At 73.2% G+C, this 21,528-nt stretch carries 18 protein-coding genes; 10 read left to right on the top strand and 8 right to left on the bottom strand.

Translation table 11 applies throughout. From position 1 onward, the window contains the following. Positions 1-15 precede the first annotated feature (15 nt). Positions 16-2,247 (bottom strand): catalase/peroxidase HPI, encoded by a 2,232-nt coding sequence (gene katG / locus OHA91_RS02190; protein ID WP_266496169.1) that lies wholly within the window; start codon positions 2,245-2,247, stop codon positions 16-18. 293 nt (positions 2,248-2,540) lie between these two features. Between katG and OHA91_RS02185 the strand changes: the two genes are divergently transcribed. The 3 genes from OHA91_RS02185 to OHA91_RS02175 all read left to right on the top strand — a co-directional run bounded on the left by OHA91_RS02185 (position 2,541) and on the right by OHA91_RS02175 (position 3,920). Beyond that, positions 2,541-2,951, top strand: coding sequence for a Fur family transcriptional regulator (locus OHA91_RS02185; RefSeq protein WP_328738434.1), 411 nt, complete (start codon positions 2,541-2,543; stop codon positions 2,949-2,951). Positions 2,952-3,090: 139 nt separating this feature from the next. After that, positions 3,091-3,459, top strand: coding sequence for an STAS domain-containing protein (locus OHA91_RS02180; protein WP_266496174.1), 369 nt, complete (start codon positions 3,091-3,093; stop codon positions 3,457-3,459). Positions 3,460-3,473: 14 nt separating this feature from the next. Further along, positions 3,474-3,920, top strand: coding sequence for an ATP-binding protein (locus OHA91_RS02175; RefSeq protein ID WP_266496176.1), 447 nt, complete (start codon positions 3,474-3,476; stop codon positions 3,918-3,920). A 10-nt stretch (positions 3,921-3,930) separates the two neighbouring features. On the opposite strand, the gene OHA91_RS02170 is transcribed toward OHA91_RS02175, so the two are convergent. The 4 genes from OHA91_RS02170 to OHA91_RS02155 form a co-directional block, all read right to left on the bottom strand. After that, on the bottom strand, positions 3,931-4,833 hold the full coding sequence (locus tag OHA91_RS02170; protein WP_266496178.1) for a SigB/SigF/SigG family RNA polymerase sigma factor: 903 nt from the start codon (positions 4,831-4,833) through the stop codon (positions 3,931-3,933). A 107-nt stretch (positions 4,834-4,940) separates the two neighbouring features. After that, on the bottom strand, positions 4,941-5,672 hold the full coding sequence (locus tag OHA91_RS02165; protein WP_266496181.1) for a metallophosphoesterase family protein: 732 nt from the start codon (positions 5,670-5,672) through the stop codon (positions 4,941-4,943). After that, positions 5,669-5,923, bottom strand: coding sequence for a hypothetical protein (locus OHA91_RS02160; RefSeq protein WP_266496183.1), 255 nt, complete (start codon positions 5,921-5,923; stop codon positions 5,669-5,671). The genes OHA91_RS02165 and OHA91_RS02160 overlap by 4 nt, the downstream gene beginning before the upstream one ends. Further along, positions 5,920-6,573, bottom strand: coding sequence for a nucleotidyltransferase family protein (locus OHA91_RS02155; protein ID WP_266496185.1), 654 nt, complete (start codon positions 6,571-6,573; stop codon positions 5,920-5,922). Before OHA91_RS02155 ends, OHA91_RS02160 begins: the two co-directional genes overlap by 4 nt. A gap of 205 nt (positions 6,574-6,778) precedes the next feature. Between OHA91_RS02155 and OHA91_RS02150 the strand changes: the two genes are divergently transcribed. From OHA91_RS02150 to OHA91_RS02125, 6 genes are all read left to right on the top strand, one after another. Then, positions 6,779-7,459 carry an HAD family hydrolase gene (locus OHA91_RS02150; protein ID WP_266496187.1) on the top strand — a complete coding sequence of 227 codons (681 nt, stop codon included), beginning with the start codon at positions 6,779-6,781 and terminating at the stop codon, positions 7,457-7,459. A gap of 59 nt (positions 7,460-7,518) precedes the next feature. Then, the gene (locus OHA91_RS02145; protein WP_328738433.1) at positions 7,519-8,013 is read left to right on the top strand and encodes a DUF6328 family protein; all 495 of its coding nucleotides are present in this window, start codon (positions 7,519-7,521) and stop codon (positions 8,011-8,013) included. Between the two features lie 181 nt (positions 8,014-8,194). Beyond that, the gene (locus OHA91_RS02140; protein ID WP_266496191.1) at positions 8,195-12,157 is read left to right on the top strand and encodes a Pls/PosA family non-ribosomal peptide synthetase; all 3,963 of its coding nucleotides are present in this window, start codon (positions 8,195-8,197) and stop codon (positions 12,155-12,157) included. Positions 12,158-12,251: 94 nt separating this feature from the next. Continuing rightward, complete coding sequence (locus OHA91_RS02135; RefSeq protein WP_266496193.1) at positions 12,252-13,574, top strand: M1 family metallopeptidase; 1,323 nt, start codon at positions 12,252-12,254, stop codon at positions 13,572-13,574. A gap of 234 nt (positions 13,575-13,808) precedes the next feature. Next, complete coding sequence (locus OHA91_RS02130) at positions 13,809-14,288, top strand: hypothetical protein (protein WP_266496195.1); 480 nt, start codon at positions 13,809-13,811, stop codon at positions 14,286-14,288. Between the two features lie 305 nt (positions 14,289-14,593). Continuing rightward, the gene (locus tag OHA91_RS02125; RefSeq protein WP_328738432.1) at positions 14,594-15,631 is read left to right on the top strand and encodes a hypothetical protein; all 1,038 of its coding nucleotides are present in this window, start codon (positions 14,594-14,596) and stop codon (positions 15,629-15,631) included. A gap of 48 nt (positions 15,632-15,679) precedes the next feature. Here the strand turns inward: OHA91_RS02125 and OHA91_RS02120 are convergent, their stop codons facing one another. The 3 genes from OHA91_RS02120 to OHA91_RS02110 form a co-directional block, all read right to left on the bottom strand. After that, positions 15,680-16,669 carry a nucleotidyl transferase AbiEii/AbiGii toxin family protein gene (locus OHA91_RS02120; RefSeq protein WP_328738431.1) on the bottom strand — a complete coding sequence of 330 codons (990 nt, stop codon included), beginning with the start codon at positions 16,667-16,669 and terminating at the stop codon, positions 15,680-15,682. 109 nt (positions 16,670-16,778) lie between these two features. Beyond that, positions 16,779-17,333 (bottom strand): hypothetical protein, encoded by a 555-nt coding sequence (locus OHA91_RS02115; protein ID WP_328738430.1) that lies wholly within the window; start codon positions 17,331-17,333, stop codon positions 16,779-16,781. A gap of 60 nt (positions 17,334-17,393) precedes the next feature. Then, entirely contained in the window at positions 17,394-19,259 is a 1,866-nt protein-coding gene (locus tag OHA91_RS02110; protein ID WP_328738429.1) for a serine/threonine-protein kinase, read from the bottom strand. A gap of 311 nt (positions 19,260-19,570) precedes the next feature. Here OHA91_RS02110 and OHA91_RS02105 point away from each other — a divergent pair, with 311 nt between their 5' ends. Continuing rightward, positions 19,571-21,457, top strand: coding sequence for a VanW family protein (locus tag OHA91_RS02105; RefSeq protein ID WP_328738428.1), 1,887 nt, complete (start codon positions 19,571-19,573; stop codon positions 21,455-21,457). Positions 21,458-21,528: the final 71 nt, after the last annotated feature.

The raw sequence follows: 21,528 nt of genomic DNA, 5'->3' as shown, positions 1-21,528 counted from the left end.
ATCAATGATCAGTGATCAGGAGAGGTCGAACCGGTCGAGGTTCATCACCTTGTCCCACGCGGCGACGAAGTCCTTCGCGAACTTCTCCTTCGCGTCGTCGCTCGCGTAGACCTCCGCGAGCGCCCGCAGCTCCGAGTTGGAGCCGAAGACCAGGTCGGCACGGGTGCCGGTCCACTTGACCTCGCCGGTGGCGGTGTCACGGCCCTCGAAGGTGTTCGCGTCCTGCGACGTCGCCGTCCACGCCGTCCCCAGGTCGAGGAGGTTGACGAAGAAGTCGTTGGTCAGCGAACCGGGGGTCGTGGTGAGCACGCCGTGCCGCGACTGCTGGTGGTTGGCGCCCAGCACGCGCAGACCGCCGACGAGGACCGTCAGCTCGGGCGCGCTCAGGTTCAGCAGGTTGGCCCGGTCCAGCAGCAGGTACTCGGCCGGGAGCCGGTTGCCCTTGCCGAGGTAGTTGCGGAAACCGTCGGCGGCCGGCTCCAGCGCGGCGAACGACTCCACGTCCGTCTGCTCCTGCGAGGCGTCCACACGGCCCGGCGTGAAAGGCACCCGGAGGTCGAACCCGGCGTCCTTGGCGCCCTGTTCGACCGCGGCAGCGCCCGCCAGCACGATCAGGTCGGCGAGCGAGATCCGCTTGCCGCCGTCCTGGGCGGCGTTGAACGCCTCCTGGATTCCGGTCAGGACGCGCAGCACGCCCGCCAGCTGGTCCGGCTCGTTGACCTCCCAGCCGCTCTGCGGCTGCAGGCGGATGCGGGCACCGTTGGCGCCGCCGCGCTTGTCGCTGCCGCGGAAGGACGAGGCCGACGCCCACGCGGTGGACACCAGCTGGGACACCGACAGCTCCGAGGCGAGGACCTGCTCCTTGAGGGAGGCGATGTCGGCGGCGTCGACGAGCTCGTGGTCCAGCGCGGGCAGCGGGTCCTGCCACAGCAGCTCCTCGGACGGCACCTCGGGGCCGAGGTAGCGCACGACGGGGCCCATGTCACGGTGGGTCAGCTTGTACCAGGCGCGGGCGAAGGCGTCCGCGAAGGCGGCCGGGTCCTCCAGGAAGCGGCGCGAGATCTGCTCGTAGGCCGGGTCGAAGCGCAGCGACAGGTCGGTCGTCAGCATCGTCGGGGCGTGCGTCTTCGCCGGGTCGTGGGCGTCGGGCACGGTGCCCGCGCCGCCGCCGTCCTTGGGCCGCCACTGGTGGGCGCCGGCGGGGCTCTTGAACTGCTCCCACTCGTAGCCGAAGAGGATCTCGAAGAAGCTGTTGTCCCAGGTGATCGGAGTGTTGGTCCAGATGCCCTCCAGACCGCTGGTGATCGCGTCCCCGCCCTTGCCGGTGCCGAAGGAGTTGGCCCAGCCCAGGCCCTGCGCCTCGATAGGGGCGGCCTCGGGGTCGGCGCCGACGCTCTCGGCCGGGCCCGCGCCGTGGGTCTTGCCGAAGGTGTGGCCGCCCGCGATGAGGGCCACCGTCTCCTCGTCGTTCATCGCCATCCGGCGGAACGTCTCGCGGATGTCGCGGGCCGCGGCGATCGGGTCCGGGTTGCCGTTCGGGCCCTCCGGGTTGACGTAGATCAGACCCATCTGGACGGCGCCGAGCGGGCTCTCCAGCTCGCGGTCGCCCGTGTAGCGCTGGTCGTCGAGCCAGGTGGTCTCGGGACCCCAGTACACGTCCTCGTCCGGCTCCCAGACGTCGGCGCGGCCGCCGCCGAAGCCGAAGGTCTCGAAGCCCATCTGCTCCAGCGCGACGTTGCCGGTGAGGATCATGAGGTCGGCCCACGAGAGGCTCTGGCCGTACTTCTTCTTGACCGGCCACAGCAGGCGGCGGGCCTTGTCGAGGTTGCCGTTGTCCGGCCAGCTGTTGAGGGGCGCGAAACGCTGCTGGCCGGCGCCGGCGCCGCCGCGCCCGTCACTGATGCGGTAGGTGCCCGCGCTGTGCCAGGCCATCCGGATCATGAACGGGCCGTAGTGGCCGAAGTCGGCGGGCCACCAGTCCTGCGAGGTCGTCAGCACCTCGGCGATGTCCTGCTTCACCGCGGGCAGGTCGAGGCTCTGGAACGCCGCGGCGTAATCGAACTCCTCGCCCAGCGGGTTGGCCACCGCCGGGTTCTTGGCCAGGATCTTCAGGTTCAGGCGTTCGGGCCACCACTGGCGGTTTCCACCGCCCTGGGTGGGGTGCGCGGCGCGCCCGTGCGCGACGGGACAGCCGCCCCCGCCCTGCGCCTTGTCGTCCGTGACGATTGCATCGTGGTTCTCGGACATGGGAATCCTTCCGTACCAGGGGGATCGCGGTGCTCAGGACCGAATGCGGTCGAACAGGCGGGACACGGGGTCCCTGTGCACGGGGTCCGGCCTCGTCGGTCGACTCGACGCCGAGCGGTCACCGTCCCGTACTCCCGCCGCTCGGGAGTCTTCCTGCCTCTTGGCTATCAACGGAACCGATCCTACGATGGACCCAGTCCAAGTCAAGATGAGTACCAAGCCCATATTCGATCGGATGGCGGAAGCCCGTCGGCGAACCGCGGGCGCGCGCCGCACCTGAGGGGGGAGCCGAGATGAGTGACCTGCTGGAACGGCTGCGGGGGCGCGGCTGGCGGCTCACGTCCCAGCGGCGGGTCGTCGCCGAGGTCCTCGACGGTGACCACGTGCACCTGACGGCCGACGAGGTGCACGCCCGCGCCGTCCGACGGCTGCCGGAGATCTCCCGGGCCACCGTCTACAACGCCCTGGGCGAGCTGGTCGCCCTCGGAGAGGTCGCCGAGGTCGCCACCGACGGCCGCGCCAAGCGCTACGACCCCAACGCGCACCAGCCGCACCAGCACCTGGTGTGCTCCGGCTGCGGGCTCATCCGCGACGTCCACCCGGACGGCGACCCGCTGGCGGTGCTGCCGGCGGCGGAACGCTTCGGATTCACCGTTTCCGAGGTCGAGATCACCTACCGGGGCCTGTGCCCGGCCTGCGCCTGACCCGTAGCGCCTCCCGCCAAGTAGATTGATCTACGTGCGCCCGGGTAGGTGCCGTGCAGAACCGGCCGGTCGCCTCGAGCGGAGGCCGGCAGGACGATGCACTGCACGAACCTGCGTACGTGGGAAGAGGTGGCTCCCTATGGCCCCGCCGGCGGACGGCGACAGATTCGCCGTGGACGTACGCTCCGAGGACGACGTGCTGGTCTTCACGCTCACCGGAGAGCTGGACCACGACACGGCGGAACCCCTGCGCGCCGCCCTCACCGCCGCCGTCGACGGCGGTGCGCGCAGGCTGCTGGTGGACTTCTCGGGGGTCCGGTTCTGCGACTCCACGGGGCTGAACGTGCTGCTGCACAGCCGGCTCTCGCTCCGGGAGGAAGGCGGCAGCATCGAGCTGGCCGGGCTGCGCCCACCCGTCGCACGCATGTTCCGCATCACCGGTGCGGACGGGATCTTCGCCGTACACCCCGACGTGGCGCACGCGCTGGCCGAGCCGCGGCACGCGTGAGGGAGGAGCGCGCCATGGAGCCACGCTCTCCCGACCGTCGGCGGAGCCTCCTGCTGACGGGCATGACGGACGTCGTCACCCGGTGCCGTGACTTCACCCGTGACGCCCTCGTCGACTGGAAGTGGATGCCGGGCGCCCGCGACGACTCCGAGGACGTCCTGCTGCTGGTGTCCGAGGTCGTAGCCAACGCCTGCCTGCACGCGGGCGGGCCCCGCACCCTGCTGCTGGAGTGCACGGACGACCTGCTGCGCGTCGAGGTCACCGACAGCAATCCCGTCGCCCCCGCCCCGCGCTCACGTCCCGACCCCGCCCGGCCGGGCGGGTACGGGCTGCTCATCGTGGAGCGGATCGCCCGCCGCTGGGGCACCGTGCCCCTCGCCGACGGCAAGTGCGTCTGGGCGGAGATCGACTCGCCGCTGCGGTCCCCGGATGCCCGGGGACCGCAGCCCGTGTCGTGGTGAGCGGCTGCCCTCAGGACGCGCCGCCGTCCTCGTCAACCCCGCCGTCGCCGGGGTCCTCCAGCGGGTCCTCCAGCATCCCGGCGCGCAGCCTGGCCATGATCCGGCTCAGGAGCCTGGACACGTGCATCTGCGAGATGCCGAGGCGCTCGCCGATCTGGGACTGGGTGAGCTCCTCGCCGAAGCGCAATTGCAGGACCAGTCGGTCGCGCTCACCGAGGGCGGTGAGGAGGGGCTTCAGCGTCTCCAGGTCCTCGATGCGCCCGTAGGCCTCCTCCTCCGCGCCCAGGGAGCGCGGCAGGGCGCCGCCGTCCGCGTCCTGGCCGACGGAGGTGCTGAGGGATTCGGCGACGTAGCAGTTGGCGGCCTGGCGGCCCTCGGCCAATGCGTCGTCGCTGACGCCGAGGTGCTCCGCGAGCTCGTGGTCGGTCGGCCGGCGGCCCAGGTCCTGCTCCATCGCGTCGCAGCACTTCGCCATGTCCAGGCGCAGCTCCTGCAGGCGCCGCGGGACCTTCACGGACCAGCTGGTGTCCCGGAAGAAGCGCTTCATCTCGCCCGTGATGGTCGGCACGGCGAAGGTGGCGAACTCGACCCCCCGCTCGACGTCGTACCGGTTGATGGCCTTGATCAGGCCGATCGTGCCGACCTGGACGATGTCCTCGAAGGGCTCGCTGCGGTTGCGGAAGCGCCGGGCCGCGTACTTCACCAGGCTGAGGTTCAGCTCCACGAGCGTGTTGCGGACGTAGGAGTACTCCGGTGTGCCCTCGGTCAGGGAGCGCAGACGGTGGAAGAGCGCGACGGACAGGCTCCGGGCGTCGTCCGTGCTGACGGCGAGGGGGTTCTCGGGAATCTCGATGGTGTCCACCGGGGCTCCCGTATGGACGGGGTCCAGGGTGTCGCGGGACAGGGGGGTCATGAGTGTCCTCCGACGGGTCGGGGGGCTGCGCGGTGCGCAGCGGGGCCGTCGTGGGTTTCTGTCGGGTTATATACCCGATCGCGGCGCCCTGACCCTTCCGGCCGTCCTCAGCCCGGCGGCGGGGAGAGGTGGTACACGGCGAAGGCGCGGTCGATGACGGGCATGGCGACGTTGCGCACGCGCACCCCGCCGCCCGTCATCCCGTGTTCGGTGCCGAGGTGCGCGTGTCCGTGGAGCGCCAGGTCCGCCCCGGCGCCGTCGATGGCCTCCGCCAGCAGGTAGCTGCCGAGGAAGGGGTAGATCTCCAGGGGTTCGCCCGCCAGGGTGTCCGGCACGGGCGAGAAGTGGGTGAGGGCCACCCGCAGGCCGCTGCCCCGGGCGTCCAGCTCGCGCAGGGTTCGGCCGAGCCCGTCCGCGCACGCCCGGGAGTACCGGATGAAGGCCTTCATCTCCGGTTCCCCGAACTCGGAGGCGCTGCGGCCCGCGAACCCCCCGCCGAACCCCTTCGTCCCGGCGATCCCCACGGTGACGCCCCGGATGTCGAAGGTGACGCCGTCGCCCTCCAGGACGTGGACGCCCTCCTCGGCCAGCTCGCGGGCGACGAGGTCCGGCTGGTCGCTCTGGTAGTCGTGGTTGCCGAGGACGGCGACGACCGGCACGGGCAGCCCGGCGACCTCCGCGGCCACCACCCGGGCCTCCTCTCGGGTGCCGTGCCGGGTGAGGTCGCCGGCCAGCAGCAGCAGGTCCGCGCAGTCGCCGAGCGTGTCGAAGGCCGGCCGCAGAGTGCCGGCACTGCCCGGTCCGAGGTGGATGTCCCCGACGGCCGCGATGCGGATCACGACAGCACCTCCGCCGCCCCGGGCGGCCCGACCCGCTGCACGGTCAGGTCCTCGTGCCAGGGCACGCCCTCCAGTTCCTCCGCGACGATCCGCAGCACGGTCGTCCGGGACCCTGCGTCGGCGACCCCGCCCCAGACCATCACCCACGCGCCGCGCGCCTCCACCCGTACGCCGAGCTCGGCGATGTCCTCGCGCGCCAGCCGGTCGCGCAGGTGCTCCACGCGGTAGTCGAGGTTCTCGACGGAAGTCATGGGGTCCCCTTCCCACGGTCGATGACGGTGAGCCGGTCGAGGAGGTAGAGGAAGGCGTCCGGCAGCGGGGCGTCACGGTGTACGCGGTCCAGCCGGCCCCAGTCGATCTGCTCGCGCAGCATCCGGGCCATCGGCAGCAGGTCGCCGAAGTCGCAGTAGTGCTCGGACAGGGCGGCGAGCAGGCTGTCCATCAGGTCGGTGGGGGAGAGGACCGGCATCCACACCGAGTCCACCGATTTCACGCTCGCCCTCTCCAGCAGCTCCGTATCGACCGGCCGGCGGGCGAGCTCGAAGATCAGGTCGATCTCTTCCCCTCCCGTACGACCCTTGACCAGCCAGTCCTCGGCGGCCCGGCGCATCTCGATGCCGCCGTCCTCCAGCGCTTTGATCGCCGCGTCGGCGTCCTCGCGCCGCACGCAGAAGTCCGTGTCGTGCTGGAAGCGGGCCGGGACGCCGTGGGCGAACGCGGCCACGCTGCCGGCCAGCGCGAACGGCTGCCCGGACTGCTTGAGCAGGGCCGCCACGCGTTTGGTGACCTCCAGGATCGCCTGGGTGTGGTCCTCGGGGAGGGACCCGTCGGTCATGGAGGGCGGACTCAGGGCCTCCGGGGGAGGGGCGCCGCCGACCGCGTCGGCAGGAGGCTGGTTCACGGGGGACCTCCCTCGTTCGATCCGGCGATGCCCGGACGGGGATCCTCTGCCCGGACGGCAGGCGCCTAACCCGTCCGGCGCCGCCGAAACCCCGCGGCCGGACGCGGCGAGTGGCGGCGGGCGCAGCGGGTAGGCGCCGTTCGAGGCGGGACCGCCCCGGGATGCGGCCGCGGCCCGGCCCCCGACCGTGTATGAGAGGCCGAAGATGAACCGCGCTGCCCTGTTCGACGTCGACGGGACCCTCACCGACACCAACCACCTGCACGTCACGTGCTGGTGGGAGGCGTTCCGGCAGGCCGGCCACGCCGTGGCGATGCACGACATCCACCGTGCCATCGGCCTGCCGGGCGAGGACCTCCTCGGCCACCTCCTGGGGGAGGACCACGACACGAGCGGCGACGAGCGGCTCACCGCGGCGCACGACACGCTGTACGCCACCTACTTCGACCGCCTGCCCGGCCTCGACCGCGCCGCCGAGCTGCTGCGCGAGCTGCATGCCAGGGGCTGGCGGGTCGTCCTCGTCACGTCCGCGAGCGACGCCGAGCTCACCGCGCTCAGGGGAGCCATCGGCGCCGACGACGCGATCACCGCGACCGCGAGCGCCGACGACGTCAGCGAGGGCAAACCGGCCCCCGACCCGGTGGTCCACGCACTCGGACTCGCGGGCGCGGCCGCGCCCGACGCCGTCTTCGTCGGCGACACCGTGTGGGACATGACGGCCGCCACGCGGGCCGGCGTCGTCGGCGTGGGGCTCCTCAGCGGCGGGATCCCCCGAAGGGACCTCGAGGAAGCGGGAGCCCGCGCCGTCTACCGGCACCCGGCCGACCTCCTGGCCGGCCTCGACGACAGCCCCTTCGCCGACGTGTCCGGGGAGGCTGGGAAGTAGTACTCCTGCCGTGCGCAAGGGGCATCCGGCCCGCCGAACATCCAACCCTGGGAGAGGGAATGTCCGACGCAACCGATCGACGGGACGAAGAGCGGGGCGAAAGCGAGAAGGAGCGTGCCGACCGGCAGTGGCAGGAGCTGATCCAGGAGATACGCGTCGCCCAGACGGGCGTACAGATCCTCTTCGGTTTCCTCCTGACCGTCGTCTTCACCCCCCTCTTCCACGAGCTTCCGCAGACCGACAAGACGATCTACATCGTCACCATCGTCCTCGGCGCCCTGGCGACCGGCGCACTCATCGGTCCCGTGGCCTTCCACCGGGTCGTGTCGGGCCGCCGGATCAAGCCCGAGGCCGTGGCCTGGGCCTCGCGCCTCACCTTCGTCGGTCTCGTCCTGCTGCTGGCCACGTGCACGGCGGCGCTCTTCCTCGTCCTGCGGGTGGCCACCCACGACGCCGTCGTTCCGTGGCTGGTGGCCGGAGTGATGGCCTGGTACCTCCTGTGCTGGTTCGGCCTGCCGCTGTGGGCACGGGTCCGCTACACGGTCGAGAAGTGAAAGCTCCCGGTCCCGAGCGCCCGGCCGACCACCGCTAACCGGCCACACCCGAAGCTTCAACGAGAAAATCCTTGACCGCGCACTAGGCTGGTGGGTTGTTCGGCGGCAGACGGAACAAACAGGGTGAAACAGGTCTCCGCCGATGAACCGGACCAATTGCCGGAACGACACGCGAGGGCCGATGCCAGCCACACCCGAACGCACTGAACTCGCTCTCCTCGACGACCGCGGCCCGTACGACACCCCGGACGGGGGTACGGGACCGCACGAGGAGCCCGGCAAGTCCGCACGGTTCCGCGCCGGGCCCGCCGCCCCGCCCCGCACCCTCGTCGACATCTTCGAGGCCTCCGTACGGGCGTACCCCGACGAGCCCGCCCTCGACGACGGCGCCACCCGGCTCAGCTACCGCGCCCTGGCCGCCCAGGTCGACCGCGGCCGCCGCGCCCTCGCCGCGGCCGGAGTCGGGGCCGGGGACCGGGTCGGCGTACGCGTCCCGTCCGGGACCAACGAGCTCTACGTGGCGATCCTCGCCGTCCTCGCCGCGGGCGCCGCCTACGTGCCCGTCGACGCCGAGGACCCGGACGAACGGGCCGACCTGGTCTTCGGCGAGGCTGGAGTACGGGCGGTCGTGGGCGCCGGACGGCGCATCGACATCGTCGAGACCGCCCACACCGGCGGTGTCACCGGCCTCACCGCCCCCGGCGACCGCTCCGCACGCCCCGGCCCCGAGCACGACGCGTGGATCATCTTCACCTCCGGCTCCACCGGCAGACCCAAGGGCGTCGCCGTCACCCACCGCAGCGCCGCCGCCTTCGTCGACGCCGAGGCCGCGCTCTTCCTCGCCGAGGAACCGATCGGCCCCGGCGACCGGGTCATGGCCGGACTGTCCGTCGCCTTCGACGCCTCCTGCGAGGAGATGTGGCTGGCCTGGCGCTACGGCGCCTGCCTCGTACCCGTCCCGCGCAGCCAGGTCCGCAGCGGCGCCGACCTCGGCCCCTGGCTGGTGGAACAGGAGATCACCGTGGTCTCCACGGTGCCGACCCTGGCCGCCCTCTGGGAACCCGAGGCCCTCGGCGAGGTCCGGCTGCTGATCTTCGGCGGTGAGGCCTGCCCGCCCGAGCTGACCCAGCGCCTGGTCACCGAGGGCCGCGAGGTCTGGAACACCTACGGCCCCACCGAAGCCACCGTCGTCGCCTGCGCCGCACTCCTGACCGGCGAGGAACCCATCCGCATCGGCCTCCCGCTGAACGGCTGGGAACTCGCCGTCGTCGACGGGTCCGGAGACCCGGTGCCCCTGGGCGGCAGCGGCGAACTCGTCATCGGCGGCGTCGGTCTGGCCCGCTACCTCGACCCCGACAAGGACGCCGAGAAGTACGCCCCCCTCCCGTCCCTCGGCTGGCAGCGCGCCTACCGCAGCGGCGACCTCGTCCGCGCGGAACCGGAAGGACTCGTCTTCCTCGGCCGCGCCGACGAGCAGATCAAACTCGGCGGCCGCCGCATCGAGCTCGGCGAGGTCGACGCCGCCCTCCAGGCCCTGCCGCACGTGGCCGGCGCCGCGGCCGCCGTCCGCACCGCACGCAGCGGCAACCAGCTGCTCGTCGGCTACCTCGTCACACAGGACGGCTGGGACCGGGCGGCGGCCGTCGAACGCCTGCGCGCCGAGCTGCCCGCGGCCCTCGTGCCCCTCCTCGCCCCCGTCACCGAACTGCCCACCCGCACCTCCGGCAAGGTGGACCGCGACGCGCTGCCCTGGCCCCTGCCCGACCTGGACACCGCCGGCCCCGCCGAAGAGCTCCACGGCACCGAGGCCTGGCTCGCCGAGCAGTGGCGCGAGACCCTCGGAGCGGCCGTCACCAGCGCCTCCGACGACTTCTTCACCATCGGCGGCAACAGCCTCGCCGCCGCCCAGCTCACCACCCGGCTGCGGACCCGCTACCCGAGCGCGGCCGTGCTCGACATCTACCAGCAGCCCACCCTGCGCAAGCTGGCCCGCCGCCTGGAGAAGTCCGTATCCGACCAGGGCGCGGCCCGCTCCGTGGCACCGGTGCCGTTGCGCTCCCAGGCCGTCCAGTCGCTCCTGCTGCTCCCGCTGCTCACCGTGCTCGGCCTGCGCTGGACGGTCGCACTGCTGGCACTGGGCAACGTACTGCACCGGTTCGGGCCCTACCCGTGGGCGCCGACCGCCTCCTGGTGGCTCGTCGCCGCCGGCGGCGTCCTGCTCTTCAGCCCCCCGGGCCGCCTCGCCATCGCCGCCGGCGGAGCCCGCCTGCTCCTGCGGGGGGTCGAGGCCGGACGGCACCCGCGCGGCGGCAGCGTGCACCTCAGGCTCTGGACCGCCGAGCGGCTGGCCGAATACGCGGGTGCGACCTCCCTGACCGGCTCCTGGCTCGAACGCTACGCCCGTGCCCTCGGCGCCAAGGTCGGCCCCGAGGTCGACCTGCACGCGCTGCCCCCCGTCACCGGCATGCTCAAGCTCGGCCGCGGCTGCGCCGTCGAGTCCGAGGTCGACCTCTCCGGGCACTGGCTGGACGGGGACCAGCTCGAGATCGGCCCCGTCAGGGTCGGCGCGGGAGCGGTGGTCGGCACCCGCAGCATGCTCTTCCCCGGCGCCCGCATCGGCAAGCGGGCCGAGGTCGCCCCCGGCTCCGCCGTGGTCGGGACCGTCCCGACCGGCCAGCGCTGGGCCGGCGCGCCCGCCGTCAAACTCGGCAAGGCCAAACGCAACTGGCCCCAGGAACGCCCCCCGCGCGCTGTCCACTGGCGGGCCATGTACGGGACCACCGGCTTCTGCCTCACGGTGCTGCCCGTCCTCGCCACCGTGCCCGCCCTGCTCGTGCTGAGCCGGTTCGTACCCGCGGACGCCGGGCTCGTCGAGGCCCTGCGCGGAGCGCTGGTCGCCGTGGTGCCCGCAGCACTCGCCTTCGGCCTCGCCTACGCGCTCCTCCTGCTGGTCGCCGTACGCCTGCTCAGCCTCGGCCTGCGCGCCGGCAACCACCCCACGCACAGCCGGATCGGCTGGCAGGCCTGGACGGTCACCCAGCTGATGGACCTGGCCAGGGAGACGCTCTTCCCGCTCTACGCCGGGCTGATCACCCCGGTCTGGCTGCGCCTGCTCGGAATGAAGATCGGCCGAGGCGCCGAGGTGTCCACCGTGCTGGCGCTGCCGAGCCTGACCACCGTGGGCGAAGGCGCCTTCCTCGCCGACGACACCCTCACCGCACCCTTCGAGCTGGGCGGCGGCTGGGTGCGGATCGGGCACTCCGCGATCGGCCGCAGGGCCTTCCTCGGCAACTCCGGCATGGCCGCCCCCGGCCGCACCGTGCCCGACGACGGCCTGGTCGGCGTCCTGTCCGCCGCCCCCAAGAAGGCCAAGAAGGGCAGCTCGTACCTGGGCCTGCCACCGGTCAAGCTGCCCCGGTCCGCGGCCGCCGCCGACCGGAGCCGGACCTACGACCCGCCCGCGCACCTGCTCTGGGCGCGCGGCCTGGTCGAGCTGTGCCGCCTGGTCCCCGTGTTCTGCTCGGCGGCCCTGGCCGTGCTGACCGTGGCGGCCCTGTGCGCGCTGACCGCGTGGAGCGGCCTGGGCGTCTGGGGCGCCGCACTGCTGTCGGGGGCCGTCCTGCTGGCCGCCGGCGCGGCCGCGTGCTGCGCGGCGGCCACAGCGAAGTGGCTCCTGGTCGGCCGGCACCGGACCGGCGAGCACCCGCTGTGGAGCGGCTTCGTCTGGCGCAACGAGCTCGCCGACACCTTCGTCGAGGTCCTGGCCGTGCCCTGGCTGGCCGGATCGGTGCCCGGGACGCCGCTGATGTCCCTGTGGCTGCGCGGGCTCGGGGCCCGGATCGGCCGTGGCGTGTGGTGCGAGAGCTACTGGCTGCCCGAGACGGACCTGGTCACGCTGGGCGACGGCGTCAGCGTGAACCGCGGCTGTGTGTTGCAGACACACCTCTTCCACGACCGGATCTTGAGGACGGATACTGTGATCCTCCGTGAGGGCGCCACCCTGGGCCCGGGCGGAATCGTCCTGCCCGGCAGCACGGTCGGGGCGCGCAGCACCCTGGGCCCCGCCTCCCTCGTGATGGCCGGGGAGTCCGTCCCCGCCGACACCCGCTGGCTGGGCAACCCGATCGAGGCGTGGCGGTCCTGAGGGGCGGTGGCGCCGGCCGGGGCGGAAGTGGCAGCAGTCACGGCAGGGCACACCAGCACGTCGTACGAGCACGGCGCAGGGAGCGGAAGCGGCAGTGAGCGGCCAGACCTCAGCGGTATCGGACCCGTACTTTCCGGCCAACGGAGACTCCCGTTACCGCGTGCACCGGTACGAGATCACCCTGGACTACCGTCCCGGACCCAACCGGCTGGCCGGAACCGGCCGCCTCAGCGCGATCGCCGGACGGGCTCAGCTCACCGAGTTCCACCTGAACCTGGCCGATTTCAAGATAGGCCGTGTCCTGGTCAACGGGCGGGCGCCGCAGTACACCCACCGTGGCGGCAGGCTGCGCATCCGGCCGGCCAAGCCGCTGCCCGCCGGAGCCGCCTTCACCGTCGACGTGCACTGGTCGGGCAACCCCAAGCCGGTGCGCAGCCCCTGGGGCGGCCTCGGCTGGGAGGAACTGACCGACGGCGCGCTCGTGGCCAGCCAGCCGGTCGGCGCCCCCTCCTGGTACCCGTGCAACGACCGCCCCGCCGACAAGGCCTCCTACCAGATCTCCGTCAACACGCCGTCCGCCTACACCGTCGTGGCCGGCGGCCGGCTGCTCACCCGCACCACCAGAGCCAGCACCACCACCTGGGTGTACGAGCAGCCCGCGCCGACCTCCAGCTATCTGGTCGGCCTGTCCATCGGCATGTACCAGACGGTGCTCCTGGGCGACCCCGGGCTCGGGGGCGTCACCCAGAGCGCCCACGTGCCCGCCCACCTGCTGCCGCGGTTCGCCCGGGACTTCGCCCGGCAGCCCGCCATGATGCAGCTGTTCGAGGAACTCTTCGGCCCCTACCCCTTCGGCGAGTACGCGGTGGTCGTCGCCGACGAGGAACTGGACGTACCGGTGGAGGCCCAGGGGCTCTCCCTCTTCGGGGCCAACCACGTCGACGGCGTACGCGGGTCGGAGCGCCTCATCGCCCACGAGCTCGCCCACCAGTGGTTCGGCAACAGCGTGACCATCGCCGACTGGCGCCACATCTGGCTCAACGAGGGCTTCGCGAAGTACGCCGAATGGCTCTGGTCGGAGCGCTCCGGCGGCCGCACCGCGCACGAGCAGGCCGTCGCCGCGCACCGGTCCCTGACCGCACGGCCGCAGGACCTGCGCCTGGTCGACCCCGGCCGGAAGCTGATGTTCGACGACCGCCTGTACGGGCGCGGCGGTCTCGCCGTCCACGCGATCCGCCGCGCCCTGGGCGAGGAGGCCTTCTTCCGCATGCTGCGCGACTGGGCCACCGTGCACCGCCACGGCGTCGTCAGCACCGCCACCTTCACCGCCCACGCCGCCCGGTACGCGGCCGATCCGCTGGACGACGTGTACTCGGCCTGGCTGTACGAGGCGTCCCTGCCGCCCCTGCCCGTGTAGTTTCCGGACGGGTTGCGGCCGTACCGCTCCACCCCTCCTCGACGACCACGCAGGTCAGGGCCTTGCCCGAGGCGGCCGGAAGTGGGTGGGGAGGAGCAGGGACGCCCTTGCCCGCGGCCTATGCGCCTGCCAGCATTCCAGCGCGCGCCCCGCGGAGGCCCGGGGAAGGAGCAGATCCCGGCGCCTCCCTCCGCACGGTTCCGACCCGTGAACGACGAGCCAGGAGTGCATCCCGTGATCCGATCGAAACTGCGTACGCTGCTGCTCGCCGGCGGCAGTGCGGCCGTCATGCTGGCCACCGCCCTCGTCCCCGCCACCGCGTCCGCCTCACCCGCACCCGGGGCCCGGGACGCGGCGGGCGCAGCCGCCGGCTTCTGGTCCTGTACCGTCCCGCCCGGCTACACCTTCACCTCCACCCAGAACACCCTCAACTGCGGGGACGGCGGCTTCCGCACCTACTACTTCGTCCAGCCGCCCGCCGACGGGCTGTGGGCCTGCACCGTGGGCGACGGGTTCACCTACTCCTCCACCCAGAACACCCTCGACTGCTCGACCGGCGGCGGTTTCCGCACCAAGTACCTCCTGCGCACTCCGAAAACCGGTCTGTGGGCGTGCACCGTCCCCTCCGGCTTCACCTACACGGGCACGCAGAGCACCCTCGACTGCTCGACCAGCGGCGGCTTCCGCACCAAGTACCTCCTGCGGGCCTTCTGATCCCGCGTCCCGGACGCCTGCCGGAGCGCAACGCCCGCTCCGCGGGCTTCGGCAGGCCTGGGACGGCCCACGTCTCCCTCCCCCGCGCGGGGGAGGGAGACGGTCCGTGGGGCCGATGCGACCGGAATCGGACCCGGCCGAGCATGGCTGGTGAGGATTCACGGAAGCTGGAGGTCACGGTGCCCACCCCCGCAACGACACGGACACACGACGGGGCACTGCGCCTCGCCCCGACACCCCGCCGGACCGGGTGGACACGGCGGTGGCCCGAGTGGGCGCCCGCCGCCGCGGTGACCTGTGGCGCGGTGTACACCGTGGTCGAGGCCACCTGGGCCGTGACGGGCACCACGGTGCCCTTCACCCTGCACACCGCCCACTCGCCCCTTGCCCAGCTGATCCTGGCCGGTCTGGCCGTCGCCGCCGGCGTCGCCTGCCGGGCCACCGTGCGACCGTTGGGCCGGCCCGCCCGGACAGCGGTGCGGGGTGTCCTCTTCCTGACCACCCCCGTGTTCGCGACGGGCTCGACGGCTCTGCCCGCCTACTTCGTCACCCTGGCGGCCGGCTCCGGGCTTGAGAGCGCCACCGGCCTGGCCCATGTGCTGCTGAGCACGGCCCTCACGGCCGTCCTCGTCCTCGTCGCTCTGTCGTACCGCAGGCGGCTGGCCGGCGTATGCCCCCGCTGCGGCCGGAAGCACGCCGGCGGCCACGACGCCCCACTCGTCCGTCCTGGCGCCACGACCGCCTCCCGGCGCACCAGGAGGCTGGCCTACCTGCTGATGTGCGGGATGCTGCCGTGGGCCGGTGCCAAGACCATCTGGACACTGGGCGGTGATGCGCTCGGCATCACGGCCGCGAAGTGGAAGGAGTCGAACTCCGGGGGATCCGAGGTGGCGCAAGGGCTTGCCGGGGCAGGTGTGGATTTCACCGTGCTGGCCGCGGGACTGGGATTCTTCCTCCTGACCGGGCTGATGTACCCGTGGGGGCAGGTGTTCCCCCGCTGGACGCTCTTCCTCTCCGGGCGCCGTGTCCCGCGTCTGCTGCCCTTGATCCCGGCCTGGCTGACCGCGCTCGGCCTGTCGGTGTACGGAGTCTTCCTGGTGATCTACGCTCCGCTCGCCGCCCTCGGAGTGATACCGCCGCCCCGACTCGACACGGATCTCGGCGCCACCCTCTCCGGGACCCTCTGGCTGGCCGCCTTCGGCGGAACGGCCTTCGGCGGCCTGGGCTTCGCCCTCCTCGTGGCCGCACGCTCCTACTCCGCCCGGACCCGCCCCGTCTGCGCCACCGCGACGACCCCGGAGCCCTCCCTGGGGGTCGCCCCGGCCGCAGTCCGGGGGGGATGAGGTGCGGTGCCGGGCGGCGCGGGCCCGACAAGGTCCGGAAGGGACGGCCTAGCGGCCCAGCACCGGCTCCAGCGCCCTGCCCAGGCGCTCCAGCCACGCCTCGGCCGTACCCCGTACCCGCGGGTGGTCCGCGCGGAAGTCCTCCCAGTCCACGGACCACAGCGCCACGGCGTCCAGGCGCAGCGCCTCCGTGACGGCCGTGTCGCCCGGCTCGCGGCGGAACACCTCGCGCAGCAGCCGCGGCGACAGCCTCGTGGCCGGCGACTCCGCGAGGAGCACGGCGTCGTAGAGGTCCTTGGCCCGTGCCCGGCCCTCCGCGGCGCAGTCGGCGTGCAGCCACAGCAGCTTCCACGCGAGCGAGAGCTCACGGCCCGCCGTGCGCACGACGGTGGACCCGGAGCCGTCACCACGCGGCACCGCCGTCAGGACGGCGGGCTCGGGGAGCCGCTCGTCGCGGGCGAAGTCCAGCCGCACCTCGCCGGCCGGGAGCCCGTCCGCCTCCCAGGGCACGACCACGCGAAGGCCGGGCGAGTCGTACTCCGTATAGGTCCAGGTGCCGTCCTCCCGGGCGGCGTCCGCGTCGAGCACCACGCCCGGCGCTGCCTCCGGCCGCTCGCGCACCAGGTCGAGCAGCGTCTCGTGCGGCGGGCGGTCCTCCGGCTCCGCTTCGGGGATCCAGTGCAGGCCCTCGGGCGGCACCGCAGGCCGCAGTCCCCGGGTGTCGAACTCCTCGAACCTCCAGATCTCGTACCGGTCGGCGCCGTCGGCCGCCTCCGGCCACTGCTGTACGACGGCCAGGTCCTCCACGTACGGATGGGGGTGCCCGGGGTCGATCGGGACGAGCAGGGGCGCAGGGACGATCCAGTCGAGGTCCGCGGGCTCGCGCGCGTCGGCGCCCACCCACGCGGGCATCGCCATGCTCCCGCGCAGCACCAGCGAATCGCCCAGCGGGGACCCGGCGACGAGGGTGAGCAGGTGGTCGAGCGCCGCCCGGTGCGCGGTGCGCAGGCGTTCGGTCCCGCCGATGGAATCCTTCACTGCCGTCCCGCCCCTGATCGTCCGCTGGCCGGTGGCCAACGGTACGGACCGGCACTGACAGCGAGGGCGTGCCGGGCGGCGGCGGCCGGGTGCCCCGGCGGCACGGGCTTCAGGAAGACGTCGGCGCGGGGGTGGGCGTGGTGGTCGCGGTGGGGCTGCCTGCGTCCACGCAGGTCAGGGACACGATCACCAGCGACTCGATCCCACGCCCGGGCTCCGGGGACGGGAGGGCCGTCAGGGCGGTCCAGTTGCCCTTGGTCAGGGTCAGCGTTCCGTTGCCCAGGTCGGGGCCGGCCTGCCAGCCGCGCTCGGAACGGGCCCGTTCGACGGCCGCCTTGAGGGCGGAGTCCACCGTCGCGGGCGCGTGGCGGCCCATCAGACGTTCGGTGCACCGGCCCAGGACCTCCGAGGGCTGCCTGGCCACCGTGATGCCCTCCGCGGCCAGTACCGATGTCATCTCCGACACCACCGCGTCCGCGGGCAGCGGCGGGCCGGAGAAGCGCGGGGGCAGCGGGCCGAGGTCCTGGAACGGGCCCCCGCACGCCGTGGCCGTCGCCGTCACCAAGGCCGCCGTGGCCAGGGACGCCAGGGTGGTGCGCCCTCGTTGCCGTCGCACGATGGTGTCCGTCCTCTCGGTTCGCTGCACGGCCGGCCAGTCTGCCATCCCGTCGATCTTGAGGAAGCACCGGCCGCGGGCGCGTCGGCAGGATCCGGAAGGGACGGCCTAGCTCTGCTTCGTCCAGCGCTGGGACGCCTCCCCGCCGCACGTCCTGGTCACGAGGCCGCTGCTCATGCCGAGGTCGAGGCAGCCGCCGCCGAGGTCGCTGCGGAGGCTGCCGCCCGGACCCGTGCGCCACACCCGGCCGATGTCCTGGGCGCAGTCGCCGACGAAGACGGCCTGGCCGAGTCCGTTGGAGTACAGGCAGCTTCCGCTCTGCTGGTTGACCAGTTTGAAGCTTCCGTCCGACCGGCTCTGCACGGTCCAGCGGGCGGACCCGTTGGCGCAGTCGGCGAAGTCCGCGGCCCCGAAGACCTGGGTGATGCACTTGCCGTTGTTGCCGTTGCGGTAGCGGTAGGTCCCGGAGTCGGGGAGCGGGGGAGGCTGCGCGGGGGCCGCGGTGGGCGCCGTGGAGGTTCCCCCGGCGGACGGGCGGGCTCCGCCACCGTTGCCGCCTGCGTTCGCCGAGCTTCCGGCGCCGCCCGAGCCGGGCTGGCTGCCGCCGCCGGGCACCGTACCCGGGCCGGGGCCGGTTCCGGTGCCGCCGACCGCCGTGACCGGGGCTCCGCCCGCGGCGCCCGGTGCCTGCCCCGGGTCCCGGGCCGGCGGCTGCGCGGCCGGGGCCGTACCGGACGGGTTGCCGCCGCCCGCCGTCGCCGGGTCCGCCGGGGCGGTCACGGGAGCCGCCGGGGTGTCCTGCGCCTCGGCCCGCGGCGCGGACACGTGCGGTAAGTACTGGATGGCGAGCGTCGTACCGCCCGAGACCACGACGACGGGAAGGACCGCGAGGAGGACACGCGTGCGGCGGCGCCGCTCGCGCCGCTCGCGCCGCTCGGGTGCGTCCGGGCGCGGCCCGGCGGCGGGTGTCGCCCCGGGCCCGGGAGCCGCGGGCTCCGCTGCTTGCGCCGGGTCCGGCTTCCCGTCGGTGAGCGAGAGCGTGGGTACGTCGAGGTCGTGCACGTCCGCGGCGAACGCGGCCCGTTCGGTGAGGCGCTCGTCGATCGCCACCGGCCACAGCGGCTGGGTGAACGGGCCCTGCCGGGAAGCGCGTTCGAGGAGGTCTGCCGCCGTGGGCCGGTCGTCCGGATCCTTGGCGAGGCAGGCCTCGACGAGCTCGGCGAGCTCCGGCTCCAGGTCCCGCAGCGGCTCCAGATCGGGCTCCTCGTGGACGATGCGGTACAGCACGCCGTGCCCCGACTCGTCCCCGAAGGGCGGCCGGCCGCACGCCGCGTACGCGAGTACCGAGCCCAGCGCGAACACGTCGGTGGCGCCGCTCAGCTTCCGCTTCCCCGAGGCCTGCTCGGGTGCCATGTAGGCGGGAGTGCCCACGACCATGCCGGTCCTGGTCAGTTGGCTCTGTTCGGCGGCCCGGGCGACACCGAAGTCGATGAGGGTCAGCCCGTCCAGGGTCAGCATGACGTTCGAGGGCTTGAGGTCGCGGTGCACCATGTCCTGCGCGTGCACCGATGCCAGGCTCGCCGCCGCCTCCCGCAGCAGCAGCCACAGCGCGTCCGCGGGCAGCGGTCCGCCGTGCAGCGTGATGGCTTCCCGCAGGGTGATCCCGGGGACGTACGCGGTGGCGAACCACGGCGGCCGCGCCGTGCGGTCCCCGGCGAGCAGCGGCGCGGTGGCGCCGGCGGGCAGCCTGGCGAGGTTGTCCAGCTCGTGCCCGAAGCGGCGCAGGAAGTCCTCGTCCTCGCCGACCACGGAGGCCAGCAGCTGCTTGACGGCTACGTACCGGCCCTCCTGGACGCCGAGGTACACCCGCCCCATGCCGCCGGCCCCGAGCCGGCCCGCGAGCGGGATCGGCCCGATCCGGCGCGGATCCTCCGCCTCCAGCGGCTCGGCTCCGCTCCCCGTCAGCTCCAACACGTCGCCTGCCCCGCTCGAACCGGAAACATTTTCCAGAATCTATCCCGATGATCGGACTGGGGCAACGAGCCTGGTGGAGCGCCGAGTTGGCCCCCGGGGGGCTGCCGGGGGTCCCCTTGGCGTGTGCACGCGACCGCCGGGCCCTGTCGATCGCGGGGTGGCGCACCGGGGTGGTGCCGGGATCGTGAGAACCATTACATTCGTCCCTCAATTGCCCCTTTTGGGGCAATCATGGTTGGCGGTATCTGTCGTCTATGTGCCGCGTGAGCGGCCCGCGTCGTCCGGAGACGGTCGGCGCCACTGGGAGTGACATGGGACGCGTGCGCGGCTGGACGGGCAACCGGCGGACGGCCCTGCCGATGGTGGCGGGCGGAGCCGTCGTCCTCGGGCTGGGCGGCCTCTATGTCACCGGACTCGTGGCCGGCGGCGACGTCGACCAGGGCACGCGCGTGCGCGGCGTGGACATCGGCGGCATGACCGCCGCCCAGGCCCGCCGGACGCTGGACCGGGAGCTCGGCCCCACCGCCGCCGCGCCCGTCGCCATGAAGATCGGCGACCGCGTCGAGAAGGCCGATCCCGCCACGCTCGGGCTGTCCCTCGACACCGCCGCGACCGTCGACCGCGCCGTGCGCAAGGGCTACGACCCCGTCACCGTCATCGGCGGCCTCTTCGCCTCCGGCCGGCGCGACCTCGAACCCGTGATCCGCGCGGACGAGCAGAAGGGCCGCGCCGCGGTCGACCGCATCGCCGAGACCACCGCCCGCGCACCCCGCGACGGCGCCATCGCCTTCGAGAAGGGCGCGGCGAAGGCCGTCACCCCCCTGACCGGTATCAGCCTCGTGGAGGACCGGGCCCTGGGCACCCTGCGTGACGCCTACCTGCGGACCGACACCGCCCCGGTCGTACTGCCCGTCGAGCGCACCGAGCCGGCCGTCGGCGCCGAGGAGACCGGACGGGCCCTGAAGCAGTTCGCCCAGCCGGCCATGTCGGGTCCCGTCGCGCTCACCGTCGCCGGGCAGAGCATGTCGATCACCCCGGCCGTGCTCGGCGAGCACCTGAAGATGCGACCCGACGCCCAGGGCCGCCTCGTCCCCGCCCTCGACTCCAAGGGGCTGCTCGCCGAACCCGCCGTGGCCCGCCCGATCGAGGAGGTCAGCCGTCCGCCGCTCGACGCCGCGCCCCGCGTGGGCCCCGACGGCACCGTGGTCATGGCCCAGCAGAGCCGTGCGGGCCGGAAGGTCACCGAGGAGGCGCTCGGCAAGGCCGTCCTGCCGCTCCTGACCCGCACGGGCGCGGCCCGCAGCGGCGAGGTCGCCACCGTGGCCGTCCAGCCGGAGCTCAGCAGCGAGGAGGCACGACGGATCGGCATCAAGGAGAAGATCTCCTCCTTCACCGTCGAGTTCCCGGCCGCCCCGTACCGCAGCACCAACATCGGCCGCGCCGTCGAGCTCATCAACGGCTCCCTCGTCCAGCCGGGCAAGGAGTGGAGCTTCAACCGCACGGTCGGTGAGCGCACCAAGGAGAACGGCTTCGTCGACGGCATCATGATCAACGACGGCCAGTACGTGAAGTCGCCCGGCGGCGGCGTCTCCGCGGTCGCCACGACCATGTACAACGCCGTCTTCTTCGCGGGACTCAAGCCCGTCGAGCACGGCGCCCACTCCTTCTACATCGAACGCTACCCCGAGGGCCGCGAGGCCACCGTCGCGTGGGGCACCCTCGACCTGCGCTGGATCAACGACTCCGGCAATGCCGTCTACATACAGGCCGAATCCACCGACACCTCGCTGACCATCACCCTCCTCGGCACCAAGAAGTACGACGAGATACGCGCGACCAAGGGACCGCGCACCAACATCACGCAGCCCGAGAAGCGCACCGGGAACGGACCGACCTGCGAGGTCCAGACCCCGCTCGAAGGCTTCGACGTGACCGTCGGCCGGGTCTTCGTCCAGGGCGGCAAGGAAGTCCGAAACGAGGAGTTCCAGACCCACTACACCCCGCGCGACGAGGTCGTCTGCACCCCGGAGGTGCCCGAGGGAGCCAAGACCCCGGCCCCGACGACGCCCGCGGCCCCGGCGGCCCCCGAGGCCCCCTCTGCCGCGCGGACGGCCGAAGCCGCGCCCGCCCCCGCAGGCGCCCCCGCCAGCGCCCCCTCCCGGCACCTCAGCGCCGCCGGCGCACCCCGTACGTCATGAGCGGCGGAACGGGACGAGGCGTGACACTCCCGGCGCGCTTTGTGCATGCCGGGCGCCATGGAGGCCCGGAA

It is taken from the genome of Streptomyces erythrochromogenes, assembly GCF_036170895.1.
GTDB classification, from domain to species: Bacteria; Actinomycetota; Actinomycetes; order Streptomycetales; family Streptomycetaceae; genus Streptomyces; species Streptomyces erythrochromogenes.
Note: the sequence above shows the minus strand (reverse complement) of the source record. Positions and strands in the feature narration are given on the sequence as shown.